Below are 19112 nucleotides of genomic sequence, written 5' to 3'. Positions count from 1 at the left end.
GAGGCTTCGGTTGCAGAGACCTCGGTTCCTGGTGTGTCGGCGTGGGTGGTGTCGGCGAAGTCCGAGGCCGCGTTGCGGGCGCAGGTGGAGCGGCTGGCCTCGTTCGTCGCGGAGCGGCCGGAGCTGGACCCGGTGGACGTGGGCTGGTCGCTGGCGACGACGCGGGCTGCGTTGGAGCATCGTGCGGTGGTCGTGGGGGAGGGCCGGGAGGAGTTGCTGGCCGGGCTGTCCGTGGCCACGTCGGCCGTTACGGGTGCCGGTGGTGTGGTGTTCGTGTTCCCGGGTCAGGGCTCGCAGTGGGTGGGCATGGCGCGGGAGTTGTGGGATGCCTCGCCGGTGTTCCGGGAGCGGCTGGCCGAGTGCGAGACGGCGCTCGCCCCGTACGTCGACTGGTCGTTGACCGATGTGTTGTTGCGGGACGGTGATGTGGACCGGGTGGATGTGGTCCAGCCGGTGCTGTGGGCGGTGATGGTGTCGCTGGCGGAGGTGTGGCGTTCGGCGGGTGTGGTGCCGTCTGCGGTGGTGGGTCATTCGCAGGGTGAGATCGCTGCGGCGTGTGTGGCGGGCTGGTTGTCGCTGGACGATGCGGCGCGGGTGGTGGCCTTGCGGTCGCAGGCTTTGGTGGCGGTGGCCGGTGGTGGGGGCATGGTGTCCGTGGCTGCCGGCCGGGAAGCGGTCGAGGGCCTGATGCCGGGCACGGTGTCGGTGGCCGCGGTGAACGGTCCGTCGTCCACTGTCGTCTCCGGCGACGCGGAGTCCCTCGGCTCCTTCATGGCCGAGTGCGAACGCCAGGGCATCCGTACGCGCCGCATTCCGGTGGACTACGCGTCGCACTCGCCGGAGATGGACCGGCTCCGGGAGCGGATCCTGGCCGACCTGGCCGGGCTGACTCCGGTCGCCGGCACGGTTCCGATGCTGTCCACCCTGACCGGCGAGACCGTCGACGGCGGTCTCGACGCCCGGTACTGGTTCGACAACCTGCGCTCCACGGTCGAGTTCGAGACCGCGGTCCGTGCCCTCCTCGGACAGGGGATGCGCACCTTCGTCGAGGTCAGCGCCCACCCGGTACTCACGGTGGGCATCGAGGAGACGATCGACGCGACCGGTGCGGACGCCGTGGTGCTCGGTACCCTGCGACGCGGCGAGGGTGGCATGCGCCGCCTGCTGACCAGCCTCGGCGAGGCGTGGAAGGCGGGTGTCGACGTCAACTGGCGGGCGGTGCTCACTGGCCGGCATGTCGCTTTGCCGACCTACGCGTTCCAGCACCAGCGGTACTGGCCGCAGTCGGTGCCGGGTGGGAGCGGTCAGTTCGCCTCTGGACATGCATTGTTGGGGACCTCGGTCTCGTTGGCCGAGGGCGCCGGCAGTCTTCTGACCGGCTCGCTGTCTGTGGACGCCCAGCCGTGGCTGGCCGATCATGTGGTGTCGGGGCATGTGGTGGTGCCTGGGACCGCGTTGGTGGAGATGGTGCTGCGGGCGGGGCAGGAGGTGGGCTGCGGTCTGTTGCGGGAGCTGGTGCTGCGGGCTCCGCTGGTGCTGCCGGAGTCCGGTGGTGTGCAGGTTCAGGTGCGGGTCGAGGGCCCGGATGCTTCGGGTGACCGGCCGGTGCATGTCCATGCCCGTGCCGAGGGCGTGGACGAATGGACGCTGCATGCGTCCGGTTCGCTGGCGGAGCAGGCTGCATCGGGGGCGGGCTTCGAGCTGAGTGTGTGGCCTCCGCAGGGTGCGGAGGCGGTGGACGTCGACGGGTTCTACGAGGCGCTGGCGGGTGTGGGCTTTGGTTACGGTCCGGCGTTCCAGGGCGTCCAGGCGGCCTGGCGGGACGCTTCCGGTGTCTACGCCGAGGTGGCGATCGCGGAGTTGGTGGACGGGTTCGGTATCCACCCCGCCCTCTTCGACGCGGCACTGCACCCCTCCGGGCTGGTCCCGAGCGCCGACGCTGAAGCGAGTGGGCCGCGGTTGCCGTTCGCGTGGTCGGGTGTGGAGTTGTTCGCGGTCGGGGCGACCGCGCTGCGGGTGGCGATCCGTCCCGAGGGCGAAGGCTTCACGGTTCAGGCGGCGGACGGTACGGGTGCGCCGGTCGCGGTGGTCCGTTCGCTGGTGTCGCGTGCGGTGTCGGCGGAGCAGTTGTCGGCGGCCGGGCACGCGGCGGACGACGCGCTCTTCGCGGTCGAGTGGGTCGCGCTCCCGCCCGGCGGTGCTTCCGGTGAGACGGCGTGGACGGTGCTGCCGGCCGGCGACGGCCCGGTGGAGCAGGTCCTCGGCGAGGTGCTGCGTGGTGTGCAGGAGTGGCTGGCGGACGAGAGCACGTTCGGTTCGCGTCTGGCGGTCGTGACCCGGGGAGCCATGCCCGCGGGTCCTGGCCGTGCCGTGGACCCGGTGGGTGCGGCGGTATGGGGTCTGGTGCGCTCGGCGCAGTCGGAGCACCCGGACCGCATCGTGCTCGTCGACACCGACCCGGCATCTGAGGAACAGCTCGACCTGGCCCTCCTGGCCGGACTCGACGAGCCACAGGTCGCCATCCGTCAGGGTGCGCTCCTGGCACCCCGCCTGATGCGCGCCGGAGGAGGCAGTGGACTGGTACTGCCGGACCACAACTGGCGCCTTGCCCCCGGCACCGACGGCACGCTGGAGTCCCTCCACCTTGAGGGAGCCGGCTCGCTGCCTCTGGAATCCGGCCAGGTGCGGGTCGAGATCCGTGCGGCGGGCGTGAACTTCCGGGACGTGCTCCTGGGACTGGGCATGTATCCGGAACCTGGCGTCATGGGCTCCGAGGCGGCCGGTGTGGTCGTCGAGGTGGGCACGAACGTTGACGATCTTGCTGTCGGTGACCGGGTGTTCGGGTTCTTCGAGGGCGGGTTCGTGACGGAGGCCGTGACCGACCGCCGTCTGCTGGTGCGCGTTCCGTCGGGCTGGTCGTGGGCGCAGGCGGCAGCGGTGCCGCTGGTGTTCGCGACGGCCTGGTACGGGCTGCGGGACCTGGCCCAGGTCAAGGCCGGTGAATCCGTGCTGATCCACGCGGCCGCCGGTGGTGTCGGCATGGCCGCCGTCCAACTGGCCCGTCACTGGGGCCTGGAGGTGTATGCCACCGCCAGCCCCGCCAAGTGGCCCACCGTCATCGCAGGCGGAGTCGACCCCTCACGGATCGCGTCCTCCCGGGACCTCGACTTCGAAGACCGGATCCGGACCGCGACCGGCGGCAGGGGTGTCGACGTCGTGCTGAACTCGCTTGCGGGCGAGTTCCTCGACGCGTCCCTGAGGCTGCTGGCCCCCGGCGGCCGGTTCGTCGAGATGGGCAAGACCGACATCCGGGCCGGCCTCGACGTCCCGTACTACCCGTTCGACCTGTCGGATGCGGGTCCCGAGGGTATGGGCCGCATCCTGACCGAGGTCGTCGCCCTGTTCGAGGCGGGTGTGCTCGCACCGCTGCCGTTGACCGTCTGGGACGCACGCGAAGCCGTCACCGCCTGGCGGCACATGGCCCAGGCCAAGCACACCGGCAAGAACGTCCTCTCCCTCCCCGTCCGCCCCAACCCCGACGGCACCGTACTGATCACCGGCGGCACCGGAACCCTCGGCGGCCTCCTCGCCCGCCACCTCGCCACCGAACACGGCACCCGCCACCTGCTCCTGCTGTCCCGCAAGGGCCCCGACGCCCCCGGCGCAGCCGACCTCGTCACGGAACTCGCCGAACTCGGCGCGCAGGCACGCATCGTGGCGTGCGACGCCGCCGACCGCGACGCCCTCGCCACCGTCCTCGCCGACATCCCCGCCGAGACCCCGCTCACCGGCGTCGTCCACGCCGCCGGCGTCCTCGACGACGGCATCGTCACCGCCCTCACCCAGGAACGCCTGGACACCGTCCTGCGCGCCAAGGCCACCGCCGCCACCAACCTCGACGAACTCACCCGCCACACCGACCTCGCCATGTTCGTCCTCTACTCCTCCGCATCGGCAACCTTCGGCACCCCCGGACAGGCCAACTACGCCGCCGCCAACGCCTACCTCGACGCCCTCGCCACCCGCCGCCGCGCACACGGCCTGCCCGGCCTCTCCCTCGCCTGGGGTATGTGGCAGCAGGCCAGTGCGATGACCGGTCATCTTGAGGACCAGCTCGCGCGCGGGCTGGCCACCGAGCAGGCGCTCGCCCTCTTCGACACCGCCCTCAACCGACCCACAGCACACCTGATACCGGTCAGCCTCGACCTTGCTGCCGTGCGTGCGGCCGGCGAGGTGCCCGCGCTGCTGCGCGGCCTGGTCACCGGCCGGGTGCGGCGTGCCGTCGCGCAGGAGTCCGTCGCCGGTCTGGCACTCGCCCAGCGGCTGCGGTCCGTCCCCGAGGCCCAGCGGCACCAGCTCCTGCTGGAGCTGGTGCGCGGCAGCGCCGCGACGGTCCTCGGCCACGGTTCGACCGACGCGGTCGGTGAGCGTCAGGCGTTCAAGGACCTGGGCTTCGACTCGCTCACCGCCGTCGAACTGCGCAACCGGCTGACCGCCGCCACCGGACTCCGGCTGCCCGCGACGCTGGTGTTCGACTACCCCACCCCGACCGTGCTGAGCGGCTACCTGGCCCAGCAGTTCTTCGGAGCCGACGAGCCGGTGCCGACGGCGCCGGCCCGGGTCGTGCCGCTCGACGAGCCGCTGGCGATCGTGGGCATGGCCTGCCGGTTCCCCGGGGAGGTCACGTCTCCCGACCAGCTGTGGGAGCTGGTCACCGGCGGAGTGGACGGTATGTCCGCCTTCCCGTCGAATCGCGGCTGGCCGGCCGAGGTGCCCGGCGGTGCCGCCGGCCTGGGTGGGTTCGTGCACGACGTGGACCGGTTCGACGCCGCCTTGTTCAACATCTCGCCGCGTGAGGCCGTCGCCATGGACCCGCAGCAGCGCTTGCTGCTGGAGGCCGCGTGGGAGACGTTCGAGTCGGCCGGAATGGACCCGCGTTCCCTGCGGGGTCGCAGCGTGGGTGTCTTCGCCGGAGCGTCGTCGTCCGGGTACAGCGTCTCCGGAACGCTGGGGGCGGACGGTCATCTGCTGACCGGCAACGCGCCGAGTGTGATCTCCGGGCGCGTCGCCTACGTGTTCGGGTTGGAAGGCCCTGCCGTCACTGTGGACACCGCTTGCTCCTCCTCCCTGGTGGCGTTGCACTGGGCGGGGCAGGCGCTCCGTGCCGGTGAGTGCGAACTCGCTCTCGTCGGCGGTGTGACGGTGATGGCCACACCGGGCATGTTCGCCGAGTTCGACCGGCAGGACGGACTGGCCGCGGACGGCCGCTGCAAGTCGTTCGCGGCTGCCGCGGACGGGACGGGCTGGGGCGAAGGCGTCGGTACGGTGCTGGTGGAGCGGCTGTCGGACGCCGAGCGCAACGGGCACAAGATCCTCGCGGTGGTGCGCGGCAGCGCGGTGAACCAGGACGGTGCGTCGAACGGTCTGACGGCGCCGAACGGTCCGTCCCAGCAGCGGGTGATCCGCCAGGCCCTGGCCAACGCCCGGCTCACCGGTGCCGACATCGACGTGGTCGAGGCCCATGGCACCGGCACCCGTCTCGGCGACCCGATCGAGGCGCAGGCGCTCCTGGCGACCTACGGTCAGGAGCGGGGCGAGACCGGTGAGCCGCTGTGGCTCGGCTCGCTGAAGTCGAACATCGGTCATACACAGGTGGCCGCGGGTGCGGCCGGTGTGATCAAGATGGTCATGGCGCTGCGGCACGGCGTGCTGCCCGCGACGCTGCACGTCGACGAGCCGTCGCCGCAGGTGGACTGGTCGGCCGGTGCGGTGGAACTGCTCACCGAGGCGCGTCCCTGGCCCGAGTCGGACCGTCCGCGCCGCGCGGGCGTCTCGTCCTTCGGCATCAGCGGCACCAACGCCCACGTCATCCTCGAACAGGCTCCGGAATCAAAGCCCGAGCCGGTTCCGGTTGCCGCGCCGCGACAGGCACCGGGCTTGGTGCCGTGGCTGGTGTCGGCGAAGTCCGAGACCGCGTTGCGGGCACAGGCCGAGCGGCTGACATCGTTCGTGGCGGGGCGGCCGGAGCTGGATCCGGTGGACGTCGGCTGGTCGCTGGCGACGACACGGGCCGCGCTGGAGCACCGTACGGTGCTGGCCCCTGACGGGGAAGTGCTCGCCGCGGGCAGGGCCGCTGACGGCCGGACCGCGTTCCTCTTCACCGGCCAGGGCTCGCAGCGGCCCGGGATGGGCCTGGGGCTGTACGAGGCGTTCCCCGTCTTCGCGGAAGCCTTCGACGCGGTGTGCGCGCGGCTTGATGTCCGGCTGGAGCGTCCGCTGCGCGACGTCCTGACCGACGGCGTCGACCTGGACCGCACGATGTGGGCGCAGGCCGGTCTCTTCGCCCTCGAAGTCGCCCTGTTCCGGCTGGTGGAGTCGTGGGGCGTGACCCCCGACGTGCTCCTCGGTCACTCCCTGGGCGAGATCGTCGCCGCGCATGTGGCCGGGATCCTCGACCTGGACGACGCGTGCGTGCTGGTGGCCGAGCGGGGCCGGCTGATGCAGGCGCTGCCCGCGGGCGGCGGCATGCTCGCCGTCCAGGCGTCCGAGGCGGATGTCGCCGACTCCGGCCTGGACATCGCCGCCGTCAACGGCCCGAACTCCGTCGTCCTCTCCGGCACCACCGAAGCCATCGCACGCTACGCCGCCCAGTGCGCGGCCCGCGGCTGGAAGTCCACCATCCTGTCGGTGTCGCACGCCTTCCACTCGGCCCTGATGGAGCCGATGCTGGACGAGTTCGCGACCGTGCTGGACGGTCTGACCTTCCACCCGGCCCGGATTCCTGTCGTGTCGAACGTGACGAGCGCGGTGGCTGAACCCGGTCTGATGCAGGAGCCCCGCTACTGGCTGAACCAGCTTCGGCAGGCCGTCCGCTTCGCCGACGGCCTCGCGGCCGCCGCGGAACTCGGTGTGAGCCGCTGCGTCGAGCTCGGCCCTGACGCGGTCCTGTCCGCCATGGCGCAAGAGGCCTGGAGCGAGGCGGAGTTCGTGCCGGTCCTGCGCAAGGACCGCGAGGAGACCGACACCGTGCTCACGGCGGCCGGTCGACTCTGGGTGTCCGGAGCCGAGGTCGACTGGACGGCGGTGTACGCCGGTTGGGGCGGTCGGACGGTCGATCTGCCCACCTACGCGTTCCAGCGTGAGCGCTACTGGCCGGAGCCTTCGGCCACGGCTGCCGCGGGCGGTGGCGACCTGATCGATGCCGCGTTCTGGGACGCGGTGGAACGTGAGGACCTGACGGAACTCGCCGGTCTGGAGTCGGCACTCCCGGCGCTGTCGGAGTGGAGGCGGCGCCACCGGGAACGCTCGACGCTGGACTCGTGGCGTTACCGCGTCACTTGGCAGCCGCTGGGCGGCCTGCCCGAGACGGCGGTGCTGTCCGGTATCTGGGCGGTCGTGGGGACCGAGGATCCGGAGGTGTCCGCCGCGTTGGAGGCCGCGGGCGCGACCGTGGTCGGCCTGCCCGCCGAGGAGGTGCCGGGACTGCCTGGCCTGGCGGGTGTTGTCCTGTCCGCGTCCGGGTGGGCGGAGACGCTGGCCGTGGTGCAGTCACTGGCCGGGGTGCACGCACCGCTGTGGGTGCTGACACGAGGTGCGGTGTCCGTGGACGGTTCCGACGGGCTCGGCGATCCGGATCTGGCGGCGGTGTGGGGTATGGGCCGGGTCGCTGCCCTGGAGCTGCCGCAGCGCTGGGGCGGTCTCGTCGACCTGCCGGCCGAGCTGGACGCGCGGGCCGGTGAGCTTCTCGCGGATGTCCTGGCCGCCGATGCGGCCGGTGCGGGTGAGGATCAGGTCGCGGTCCGTGGGACCGGGGTGTTCGGGCGTCGGCTGGAGCGTGCGGTGCCTGGCGGTGTGCCGGCCATGCCGTGGGACCCGGACCCGTCGGGCAGCGTGCTGGTCACGGGCGGCACCGGTGCGCTGGGTGCGGAGGTGGCGCGCTGGCTGGCGGGCCGGGGTGTGCCGCATCTGGTGCTGACCAGCCGTGGCGGCGTCGCGCCGGAGGGTCTGGTCGAGGAGTTGTCCGGGCTGGGGGCGCAGGTCACGGTCGCGGCCTGCGATGTGGCCGACCGGGACGCGCTGGCGGCGGTGATCGCCGGTGTTCCGGAGCAGTGGCCGCTCACCGGCATCGTGCACGCGGCCGGTCTCGACCTCCCGCAGCGGATCGAGGAAGCCACCCCCGAGACCTTCGCGACGGTGCTCCGCGCGAAGGTCGACGGGACCCGTTACCTCGACGAACTCACCGCCGGGATGCCGATCGGTCTGTTCGTGGTGTTCTCGTCGATCGCCGCGACCTGGGGCAGTGGCAGTCAGAGTGCGTACGCGGCGGGCAACGCCTTCCTCGACGCCTGGGTCCAGCACCGCCACGACCGCGGACTCCCTGGTACGTCCATCGCCTGGGGCCCCTGGGCCGGAACGGGCATGGCGGCCCAGGGCGAGGCGGAGCAGGGACTGCGCCGGCGCGGGCTGACCCCGATGGAACCGGACCTGGCGATCCGCGCCCTGGCCCAGGCGGTCGACAACGGCGACAGCAGCCTCACCGTCGCCGACGTCGACTGGACACGCTTCGCCAAAGCCTTCACCCTCCTGCGGCCCAGCCCACTGCTCCACGAGTTCACCGCGACGTCCGAAGACCCGGCCGCCGGAGCGACTCCTGCCGACGAAACGGAGGAGAACACCGGTGCCGAGTTGCGGGACCGGTTGGCGGACGCCCCGGCCGCACAGCGTCAACGGATACTGCTGGACATGGTCCGGTCCACGGCCGCGACCGTCCTGCGACACCGCGATCCGCATGCGATCGGAGCCGGCGAGGCGTTCAAGGACCTCGGGTTCGACTCCCTCATGGCAGTCGAGTTCCGCGATCACCTCAACCGGCTGACAGGCTTGCGCTTCCCGGTGAGCCTCGTCTTCAACTTCCGTTCGCTGCAGGCGGTGGCCGACCTGCTCCTCACCGAGCTGATGCCGGAACCCACCGCACCGGACGACCCCGTGTCCGACTCCCGTGACGCCGAGATCCGCGGTGTCCTCGCCGCGATCCCGATCCAGCGGCTGCGGGAAGCCGGACTCATGGACACCTTGCTGAAACTGGCAGAACCCACAGACCCCGTCGAGCAGTCCTCGACCGAGAGACTCGACTCGCTGGACGACCTGGACGCCGAAGCCCTCATCGAAATCGCGCTCGACGCCGCACGGCACGAAGCCAGTTCTGGAGAAACCAATGACCGCTGACTCGGCCGACAAGCGAATCGTCGAAGCGCTGCGGGCCTCCCTCAAGGAAGCCGAGCGGCTCCGCACCCAGAACCGGGAGATCCTGGCCGCGAACAGCGAGCCGATCGCCATCGTCGCCATGAGCTGCCGGCTCCCCGGCGATGTCGCGGGCCCCGACGAGTTCTGGCAACTGGTGAGCACAGGCACCGACGCCATCACGGACTTCCCCTCCCACCGCGGCTGGGAACAACCCGAGCAGGGATCCGAGACCTATGCGCCCAGGGGCGGCTTCGTCCACGACGCCGACCTTTTCGACGCCGACCTGTTCGGCATCAGCCCGCGCGAGGCGCTCGCCATGGACCCGCAGCAGCGGCTGCTGCTGGAGTCCGCGTGGGAGGCGTTCGAAACCGCGGGCGTCGACCCGCGCTCACTCGCGGGCACGCCCGCCGGAGTGTTCATCGGGGCTTCGCCCTCCGGCTACGGCCTGATCGACCAGGGCTCCGAGGACGCCGAGTCGTTCGCCCTGACCGGGGGCGCCAGCAGCGTCCTGTCGGGCCGCGTGTCCTACGTCTTCGGCCTCGAAGGCCCCGCGGTGACCGTGGACACGGCGTGCTCCTCGTCGCTGGTGGCCCTCCACCTCGCCGCGCAGGCACTCCGCCAGGGCGAGTGCCGCATGGCCTTGGTCGGCGGAGTCGCCGTGATGGCGACCCCCGGCTCGTTCAGCGCCTTCGCCAAGCAGGGCGGTCTCGCCTCGGACGGCCGGTGCAAGTCGTTCGCCACGGCGGCCGACGGCACGGGCTGGTCCGAGGGCGTCGGCGTCCTGCTGGTGGAGCGTCTGTCGGACGCCCGCCGCAACGGGCGCAAGATCCTCGCCGTGGTGCGGGGCAGCGCGATCAACCAGGACGGCGCCTCCAACGGCCTGTCCGCACCGAACGGCCCCGCGCAGCAGCGCGTGATCCGCCAGGCCCTCGCCAACGCCCGGCTGACGGGCGCCGACGTCGACGTGGTCGAGGCGCACGGCACCGGCACCCGGCTCGGCGACCCGATCGAGGCGGAGGCACTCCAGCTCACCTACGGTCGGAGCCGGGGCGAGAGCGGCGAACCGCTGTGGCTGGGGTCGGTCAAGTCGAACATCGGCCATGCCCAGTCCGCGGCAGGTGTCGCGGGCGTGATCAAGATGGTCATGGCGTTGCGGCACGGCGTGCTGCCCGCGACGCTGCACGTCGACGAGCCGTCGCAGCAGGTGGACTGGTCGTTGGGCGCGGTCGAGCTGCTGACCGAGTCCCGTCCGTGGCCGATGGTGGAGCGTCCGCGGCGTGCGGCGGTGTCGTCGTTCGGCATCAGCGGCACGAACGCGCATGTGATCCTGGAGCAGGCCCCGGAGTTGGAGCCGGTGGCGGCCGCCGAGCCTTCGGTGGTGCGCCCCGGGTTGGTGCCGTGGGTGGTGTCGGCGAAGTCGGACGCTGCGTTGCGGGCTCAGGTGGAGCGGCTGAGGTCGTTCGTGGCGGAGCGGCCGGAGCTGGATCCGGTGGATGTGGGGTGGTCGCTGGCGACGACCCGTGCCGGGCTGGAGCATCGTGCGGTGCTGGCGGGGGGCGGGACGCTCGCCGAGGGCGTGGCGGCCGAGGGGCGGACCGCGTTCCTGTTCACGGGGCAGGGTTCGCAGCGTGCGGGCATGGGCCTGGGGCTGTACGAGGCGTTCCCGGTGTTCGCGGAGGCGTTCGACGCGGTGTGCGCGCGGATGGACGTCCGGCTGGAGCGCCCGCTGCGGGAGGTTCTGACCGACGGCGTGGACCTGGACCGGACGGTGTGGGCGCAGTCGGGGCTGTTCGCGCTCGAAGTCGCCCTGTACCGCCTCGTCGAATCGTGGGGCATCACCCCGGATGTGCTGCTGGGTCACTCGCTGGGTGAGATCAGCGCCGCGCATGTCGCGGGGATCCTCGACCTGGACGACGCGTGCGTGCTGGTGGCGGAGCGGGGCCGGCTGATGCAGGCGCTGCCGGCGGGTGGCGGCATGCTCGCTGTCCAGGCCACGGAGGCGGAGGTCGTCGGCTCCGGTCTCGACGTCGCGGCCGTCAACGGCCCGAGCTCCGTCGTCCTGTCGGGCGCGGTCGAGGCTGTCGAGCGGTGTGCCGCGGAGTGCGCGGAGCGTGGCGTGCGGGTCCGGGTGCTGTCGGTGTCGCACGCGTTCCACTCGGCGCTGATGGAGCCGATGCTGGACGAGTTCGCGACGGTGCTTGCCGGGCTGACGTTCCACCCGGCGCGGATCCCTGTCGTGTCGAACGTGACGGGTGCGGTGGCCGAGCCGGGTGCCATGCAGGACCCGGGGTACTGGCTGCGTCAGGTGCGGCAGGCGGTGCGGTTCGCGGACGGTGTGGCGGCGCTCGACGCGATGGGCGTGACGTGGTATGTGGAGCTGGGTCCGGACGGTGTGCTGTCGGGCATGGCCCAGGAGACCGTCAGCGACGCGGAGTTCATCCCTGTGCTGCGCAAGGACCGGGACGAGGCCGGCAGCGCGCTGACCGCGGCCGGTCGTCTGTGGGCCTGTGGTGTCGAGGTCGGCTGGTCTGCGGTGTTCGCCGGTTGGGGCGGTCGGGTGGTGGATCTGCCGACGTATGCCTTCCAGCGGGAGCGGTTCTGGCCGGAGCTGTCGGCGGTGGCCGCTGCGGGTGGTGGTGGGGATCTGGTCGATGCCGTGTTCTGGGACGCGGTGGAACGCGGGGACCTGTCCGAGCTCGCCGGTCTGGAGTCGGCCCTGCCGGCTCTGGCGGAGTGGCGGCGGCGTCACCGGGAGCGTTCGACGCTCGACTCGTGGCGTTACCGCGTCATGTGGAAGCCGCTCGACGGCCTGCCGCGGGCGGGAGTGCTGTCGGGGGTGTGGGCGGTTGTCGGCGCGGAGGATCCGGCGGTGTCCGCGGCCCTGTCGGGGGCGGGTGCGACGGTGGTCAGCGTTCCGGCCGATGAGGTGCCGGGACTGCCCGGCCTGGCGGGTGTCGTCCTGGCCCCGTCGGGGTGGGTGGAGACACTGTCCGTGGTCCAGGCACTGGCCGGGGTGAACGCACCGTTGTGGGTGCTGACCCGGGGCGCGGTGTCGGTGGGCGGCTCGGACCGGCTGACTGATCCGGACCTGGCGGCGGTGTGGGGCATGGGCCGGGTCGCGGCGCTGGAGCTGCCGCAGCGCTGGGGCGGTCTCGTCGACCTGCCCGAGGTCCTGGACGAGCGGGCGGGTGCCCGCCTCGCCGGCGTCCTGGCCGGTGGTGGTGAGGATCAGGTCGCGATCCGCGGGGCGGGTGTGTACGGCCGTCGTGTGGCGCGTGCGGTGCCGGCCGTGGTGGTCGGTGAGGGCTGGCGGCCGTCGGGGACCGTGCTCGTCACCGGTGGCACCGGTGGTCTGGGTGCCGAGGTCGCGCGCTGGCTCGCGGGCCGGGGTGTGCCGCATCTGCTGCTGACCAGCCGCGGCGGTGTCGCGCCCGAGGGTCTGGTCGAGGAGCTGTCCGGGCTGGGTACGCAGGTCACGGTCACGGCCTGCGACGTCGCCGACCGCGACGCCCTCGCCACCGTCCTCGCCGACGTGCCCGCCGACCTGCCGCTGACCGGCATCGTCCACGCGGCCGGGGTGGTGGACACGGAAGGGTTGGAACAGAGCACAAGTGCGTCGTTCGACGCGGTGCTGCGGGCCAAGGTCGAGGGGACGAGGTATCTCGACGAGCTGACCGCAGATCTGCCGCTCGACCTGTTCGTGGTGTTCTCCTCGATCGCCGCGACCTGGGGCAGCGGCGGCCAGGCCGCCTACGCGGCCGGCAACGCCTTCCTCGACGCCTGGATCCAACACCGCCACGACCGCGGACTCCCCGGCACATCCGTGGCCTGGGGACCCTGGGCCGGAGCCGGCATGGCCATGGACCCGGAAGCCGGCAGGAGCCTGCGTCGGCGTGGGCTGGCCCCGATGGACCCGGTGTTGGCTGTCTGTGCCCTGGCGGAGGCGATAGACCGGAACGACAGCGGTCTGACGGTCACCGACACTGACTGGTCGGTGTTCTCCCCGGCGTTCACCTCGTCCCGTCCCAGCGCCTTGTTCTCCGAGCTTCCGGAAGCTGCGCAGGCGCTCGCAGGCACGCCGGACGGTGGTGCCGCGCAGGGACTGCGGCAGCGACTCCTGGACGTCCCTGCCGGGGAACGGGCCCGATTCGTGCTGGATCTGGTGCGTGAGCGGGCCGCCGCGGTGCTCGGGCACACGGGTGCGGACGCGGTCGAGCCCGGGCGGGCGTTCCGCGATCTGGGCTTCGACTCGCTGATGGCGGTCGAACTGCGCAACCTGCTGACCACCGAGACCGGCCTGACGCTCCCCGCCACCCTCGTCTTCGACCACCCCAACCCGACCGCCCTCACCAACCACCTCCTGTCCCACCTGGCAGGCGACACCGCACAGAACACCCCCGCAGTCGCGGGTGCCATCCTCGACGAACCGGTCGCGATCGTGGGCATGGCCTGCCGCTACCCCGGAGGCGTCACCTCCCCGCAGGAGCTGTGGAACCTGGTAGCGGGCGGGACGGACGGCGTCACCCCGTTCCCCGACGACCGGGGCTGGCCCACCGTCCTGCTCGATTCAAGCGCTTCGGTGGGCGGTTTCGTCCACGACGCCGACGAGTTCGACGCCGCCCTGTTCGGCATCTCACCGCGTGAAGCCCTCGCCATGGACCCCCAGCAGCGCCTCCTGCTGGAAACCGCGTGGGAAACCCTCGAAACCGCAGGCATCAACCCCCGCTCCCTGAAGGGCCACAACATCGGCGTGTTCGCCGGCGCCTCCCCCTCCGGCTACGGCACCGGAGTCACCGGCGCCGAGGGGCACCTGCTCACCGGAACCGCCAGCAGTGTGATCTCCGGTCGCCTGGCCTATGTCTTCGGTCTCCAAGGCCCGGCCCTCACCGTCGACACCGCCTGCTCCTCCTCCCTCGTCGCCCTCCACCTCGCCGCCCAGGCCCTGCGAACCGGCGAATGCGACATGGCCCTCGCCGGCGGCGTCACCGTCATGGTCACCCCCGGCGCATTCGCCGAGTTCGACCGCCAGGACGGCCTCGCGACGGACGGCCGCTGCAAGTCCTTCGCCGCCGCCGCCGACGGCACCGGCTGGGCCGAAGGCGTCGGCCTCCTCCTCGTCGAGCGGCTGTCCGACGCGCGCCGCAACGGCCACCACGTTCTGGCGGTCGTCCAGGGCAGCGCCGTCAACCAGGACGGCGCCTCCAACGGCCTCACCGCCCCCAACGGCCCCTCCCAACAACGCGTGATCCGCCAGGCCCTCGCCAACGCCCAGCTCACGACCGCGGATGTCGATATCGTCGAAGCACACGGCACCGGCACCCGCCTCGGCGACCCCATCGAAGCGCAGGCCCTGCTCGCCACCTACGGCCAAGACCGCACCGACAACGAACCGCTCTGGCTCGGCTCCATCAAGTCGAACATCGGCCACACCCAGGCCGCCGCCGGCGTCGCCGGCATCATCAAAATGATCATGGCCATGCGCCACGGCGTGATGCCCGCCACCCTCCACGTCGACGAGCCCACACCCCAGGTCGACTGGACCACCGGCGCGGTCGAACTCCTCACCGAACAGCGTCCCTGGCCCGAGTCGGACCGTCCGCGCCGTGCCGCCATCTCCTCGTTCGGCATCAGCGGCACCAACGCCCACATCATCCTCGAACAGCCTTCCGCCGCGGAGACCGTCAAGGTGACGGCGGTCCGTGCGACGCCACCCAGGCTCATTCCGTGGGCGGTGTCGGCGAAGTCCGAGTCCGCCCTACGTGCCCAGATCGAACGACTGCGGTCCTTTGCGTCCGAGCGCCCCACCCTGGATCCGGTGGACGTCGGCTGGTCGCTGGCCACCACTCGGGCTCCGCTGGAGCACCGCGCGGTGCTTCACGGCGACACGTTGCTGGCCTCCGGGCTCGCTGCCGAGGGCCGAACCGCGTTCCTGTTCACCGGCCAGGGGTCGCAGCGTGCCGGTATGGGGCTCGGGCTCTATGCGGCGTTCCCGGTGTTCGCCGAAGCGTTTGATGCTGTCTGCGCCCGGCTGGACGTCCGGCTGGAGCGCCCGCTCCGGGAGGCCCTGACCGACGGCACCGACCTGGACCACACAATGTGGGCACAGGCCGGCCTCTTCGCCCTCGAAGTCGCCCTGTACCGGCTCGTGGAGTCCTGGGGCGTGACCCCGGACGTGCTCCTCGGCCACTCGCTCGGCGAGATCAGCGCCGCCCACGTCGCAGGCATCCTCGACCTCGACGACGCCTGCACCCTGGTCGCCGAACGCGGCCGCCTGATGCAGGCCCTGCCCACGGGCGGCGGCATGCTCGCCGTCCAGGCCACCGAAGACGAGGTCGCCGAATCCGGCCTCGACATCGCCGCCGTCAACGGCCCGAACTCCGTCGTCCTGTCCGGCGACTCGGACGCCATCGAGCACTACGCCGCCGAGTGCACCGAGCGTGGCCTGCGGTCCAACGTCCTGTCGGTGTCACACGCCTTCCACTCGGCCCTGATGCAACCGATGCTGGACGAGTTCGCGACCGTCCTGAACGGCCTGACGTACCGTGCCGCCCGCATCCCGGTGGTCTCGAACCTGACCGGAGCCGTTGCCGAACCGGGTGCCATGCAGCAGCCGGAGTACTGGCTGAACCAGGTCCGCCAGCCCGTCCGCTTCGCCGACGGCGTCGCCACCCTCCACACCATGGGCGTCACCCGCTACCTCGAACTCGGCCCCGACGGCGTCCTGTCCGGCATGGCCCAGGACACCGTCACCGAGGCCGAGTTCGTCCCCGTCCTGCGCAAGGACCGCGACGAGACCGACACCGCCCTCACCGCGATCAGCCGCCTGTGGACCTCCGGCACCGACATCGACTGGCACGCCGTGTTCGCCGACTGGGGCGGCCGGACGGTCGACCTGCCCACCTACCCCTTCCAGCGCGAACGCTACTGGCCGCAGCCGGGCGTACTCGGCGCGGACGCGGGCGCACTCGGCATCCAGGGCGCCGAGCACGCGCTGCTCGGCTCCGTGGTAGCCCTCGCCGACGCGGACGGCGTACTCCTCACCGGCCGTCTCTCGGTGGACGCGCAGCCGTGGCTGGCCGATCACCTCGTGCTCGGCCGTGTCGTGGTGCCCGGCACCGCACTGGTGGAGATGGCGCTGCGCGCCGGCCAGGAGGTCGACTGCGGTCTGCTCCGTGAGCTGGTCCTGCGCGCCCCGCTGGTGCTGCCCGAGAGCGGCGGCGTCCAGGTCCAGATCCGGATCGAGGAACCCGATCCCTCGGGCGACCGTCCGGTCCACCTCCACGCTCGCCCCGAAGGCGCGGCCGAGTGGACGCTGCATGCATCGGGCTTTCTCGCCGCCTCGGACACCCGAACGCCCGGGTTCGATCTGGAGCTGTGGCCCCCGCAGGAAGCCACGGCAGTTGACCTGGACGGCTTCTACGACGTCCTGTCAGGGGTGGGCCTGGCGTACGGCCCGGTGTTCCAGGGCGTCCAGGCGGCCTGGCGGGACGCTTCCGGTGTCTACGCCGAGGTCACGATCGCGGATCCGGTGGACGGGTTCGGTATCCACCCCGCCCTCTTCGACGCGGCACTGCACCCTTCGGGGCTGCTGATCGGCGACGCCGACGCCCCGGGGGCGCGGTTGCCGTTCGCGTGGTCGGGTGTGGAGTTGTTCGCGGTCGGCGCGGCCACGCTGCGGGTGGCGATCCGTCCCGACGGCGAGGGCATCACCGTGCAGGCGGCCGACGACGCCGGTCTGCCCGTCGCGGTGGTGCGTTCGCTGATGTCCCGCGAGGTGTCGGCGGACCAGCTGTCCTCCGTCGGTCGAGCGGACAACGCGCTCTTCGCGGTGGAGTGGGTCCCGCTGCCGCGGGGCAGCGCTTCCGGCCACACGGCGGAGGAAGCCCCGGCATGGACGGTGCTGTCGGCCGGTGACGGGCCGGTGGAGCAGGTCCTCGGCGAGGTCCTGCACGGAGTGCAGGAGTGGCTGAGCGAGGAACACCCCGAGCACGCACACCTCGCCGTCGTGACCCACGGTGCCGTGCCCGCGGGGTCTGTCGTCGGTGTGGACCTGGTGGGTGCGGCGGTGTGGGGTCTGGTGCGCTCGGCGCAGTCGGAGCATCCGGACCGGATCGTGCTCGTCGACACCGACCCGGCATCCGGCGATCCGTTCGATCCGGCGCTGCTCGCCGGGGTGGACGAGCCGCAGGTAGCGGTCCGCGACGGTGCGCTGCTGGTGCCCCGTCTCGCCCGTACCGCCGCCGGCTCGACCGCTGTGCCGCTGGACGGTGACGGCACCGTGCTGATCACCGGTGGCACCGGAACCCTCGGCGGGCTCCTCGCCCGCCACCTGGTCACCGAACACGGCGTCCGCAACCTGCTCCTGCTGTCCCGCAAGGGCCCCGGCGCCCCCGGCGCAGCCGACCTCATCGAGAAACTCGCCGAACTCGGCGCCCACGCCCGCATCGTGGCCTGCGACGCCGCCGACCGCGACGCCCTCGCCACCGTCCTCGACGGCATACCCGCCGAGACCCCGCTCACCGGCGTCGTCCACGCCGCCGGCGTCCTCGACGACGGCATCGTCACCGCGCTGACCCAGGAACGCCTGGACACCGTCCTGCGCGCCAAGGCCACCGCCGCGTCGAACCTGGACGAGCTGACCCGCGACACCGACCTCGCCATGTTCGTGCTCTACTCCTCCACGTCGGCGACCTTCGGCACCCCGGGCCAGGCCAACTACGCGGCCGCCAACTCCTACCTCGACGCCCTCGCGATCCGCCGCCGTGCGGAGGGACTGCCCGGTCTGTCCCTGGCCTGGGGCCTGTGGCAGCAGGCGAGCGGAATGACCGGACACCTCCAGGACCGGACCGAACGTCTCGGCCCCGGCCTGACCGACGAACAGGGCCTGGCCCTCTTCGACGCCGCTCTGGGCGCGGACCGCGCCGACATCGTGGCGATGCTGCTCGACACCGTCGCCCTCCGATCCTGGAACGGCGCCACCCCGGTGCCCGCGCTGCTGCGCGGCCTCGTCCCGGCCGCCGTCGTCCGCAGGGCAGGACGAGCGACCGGAGGCGAGCCCCAGCTGTTGCGTCAGCTTGCGGGGCTGTCTTCGGCCGAGCGGGACAGGCTGCTCCAGGACATGGTGCTCACGGAGGTGGCCCATGTCCTCGGGCACGCCTCCGCGGACGCCGTCGGGGAACGTCAGGCCTTCAAGGACCTGGGCTTCGACTCGCTCACCGCGGTGGAGCTCCGCAACCGGCTCCACGCCGCCACCGGACTCCGGCTGCCCGCGACACTGGTCTTCGACTACCCGAACGTTCAGCTGCTTGCCGGTCATCTGGCTGCCTTGCTGTCCGGTTCCGGTGAGCCGGCCGTGGTGGCACCACGGCGAACTGCCCCGGCGGCTGCGGACGAGCCGATCGCGATCGTCGGCATGTCGTGCCGGCTGCCGGGCGGTGTGGTGTCCCCCGAGGGGCTGTGGGATCTGGTCACGGCCGGCGGGGACGGGGTGACGGACTTCCCCGACGACCGCGGCTGGGACGTGACCTGGAGCGGGGTCTCCGGATCCGGTGGCTTCCTCGCCGGTGCCGGTGACTTCGACGCGGGCCTCTTCGGCATCTCGCCGCGTGAGGCGCTGGCCATGGACCCGCAGCAACGCCTGCTGCTGGAAGGGGTCTGGGAGGCGTTCGAGTCCGCGGGGCTGGACCCGATGTCGCTGCGCGGATCGTCGACCGGCGTGTATGCCGGAATCATGTACCACGACTACGCCCAGAGCCTGGGCGTCGTCCCGGAGGACGTGGAAGCCTTCCTGGCCACGGGCAACGCCGGAAGCGTGTTCTCCGGGCGGGCAGCCTATGTCTTCGGGCTCGAGGGCCCGGCCGTCACCGTCG

At 72.1% G+C, this 19112-nt stretch carries 2 protein-coding genes (both only partly in view); both read left to right on the top strand.

Features of this window, described 5'->3' with window-relative positions:
• A protein-coding gene (locus tag OG306_RS01800; RefSeq protein ID WP_371665059.1) for a type I polyketide synthase crosses the window boundary here: on the top strand, nt 1-9225 show its end. It extends 22161 nt beyond the left edge of the window; only the last 9225 of its 31386 coding nucleotides appear in the window; its start codon lies off the left edge, out of view; its stop codon occupies nt 9223-9225.
• Nucleotides 9215-19112: the beginning of a type I polyketide synthase gene (locus OG306_RS01795; RefSeq protein ID WP_371665058.1), read on the top strand. It continues 18434 nt past the right edge of the window; the window shows 9898 of its 28332 coding nt (coding positions 1-9898); it begins with the start codon at nt 9215-9217; its stop codon lies beyond the right edge, outside the window. The genes OG306_RS01800 and OG306_RS01795 overlap by 11 nt, the downstream gene beginning before the upstream one ends.

It is taken from the genome of Streptomyces sp. NBC_01241, from assembly GCF_041435435.1.
GTDB lineage: Bacteria > Actinomycetota > Actinomycetes > Streptomycetales > Streptomycetaceae > Streptomyces.
The sequence above is the reverse complement of the archived record's forward strand: the minus strand, read 5'-3'. Positions and strand labels throughout refer to the sequence as shown.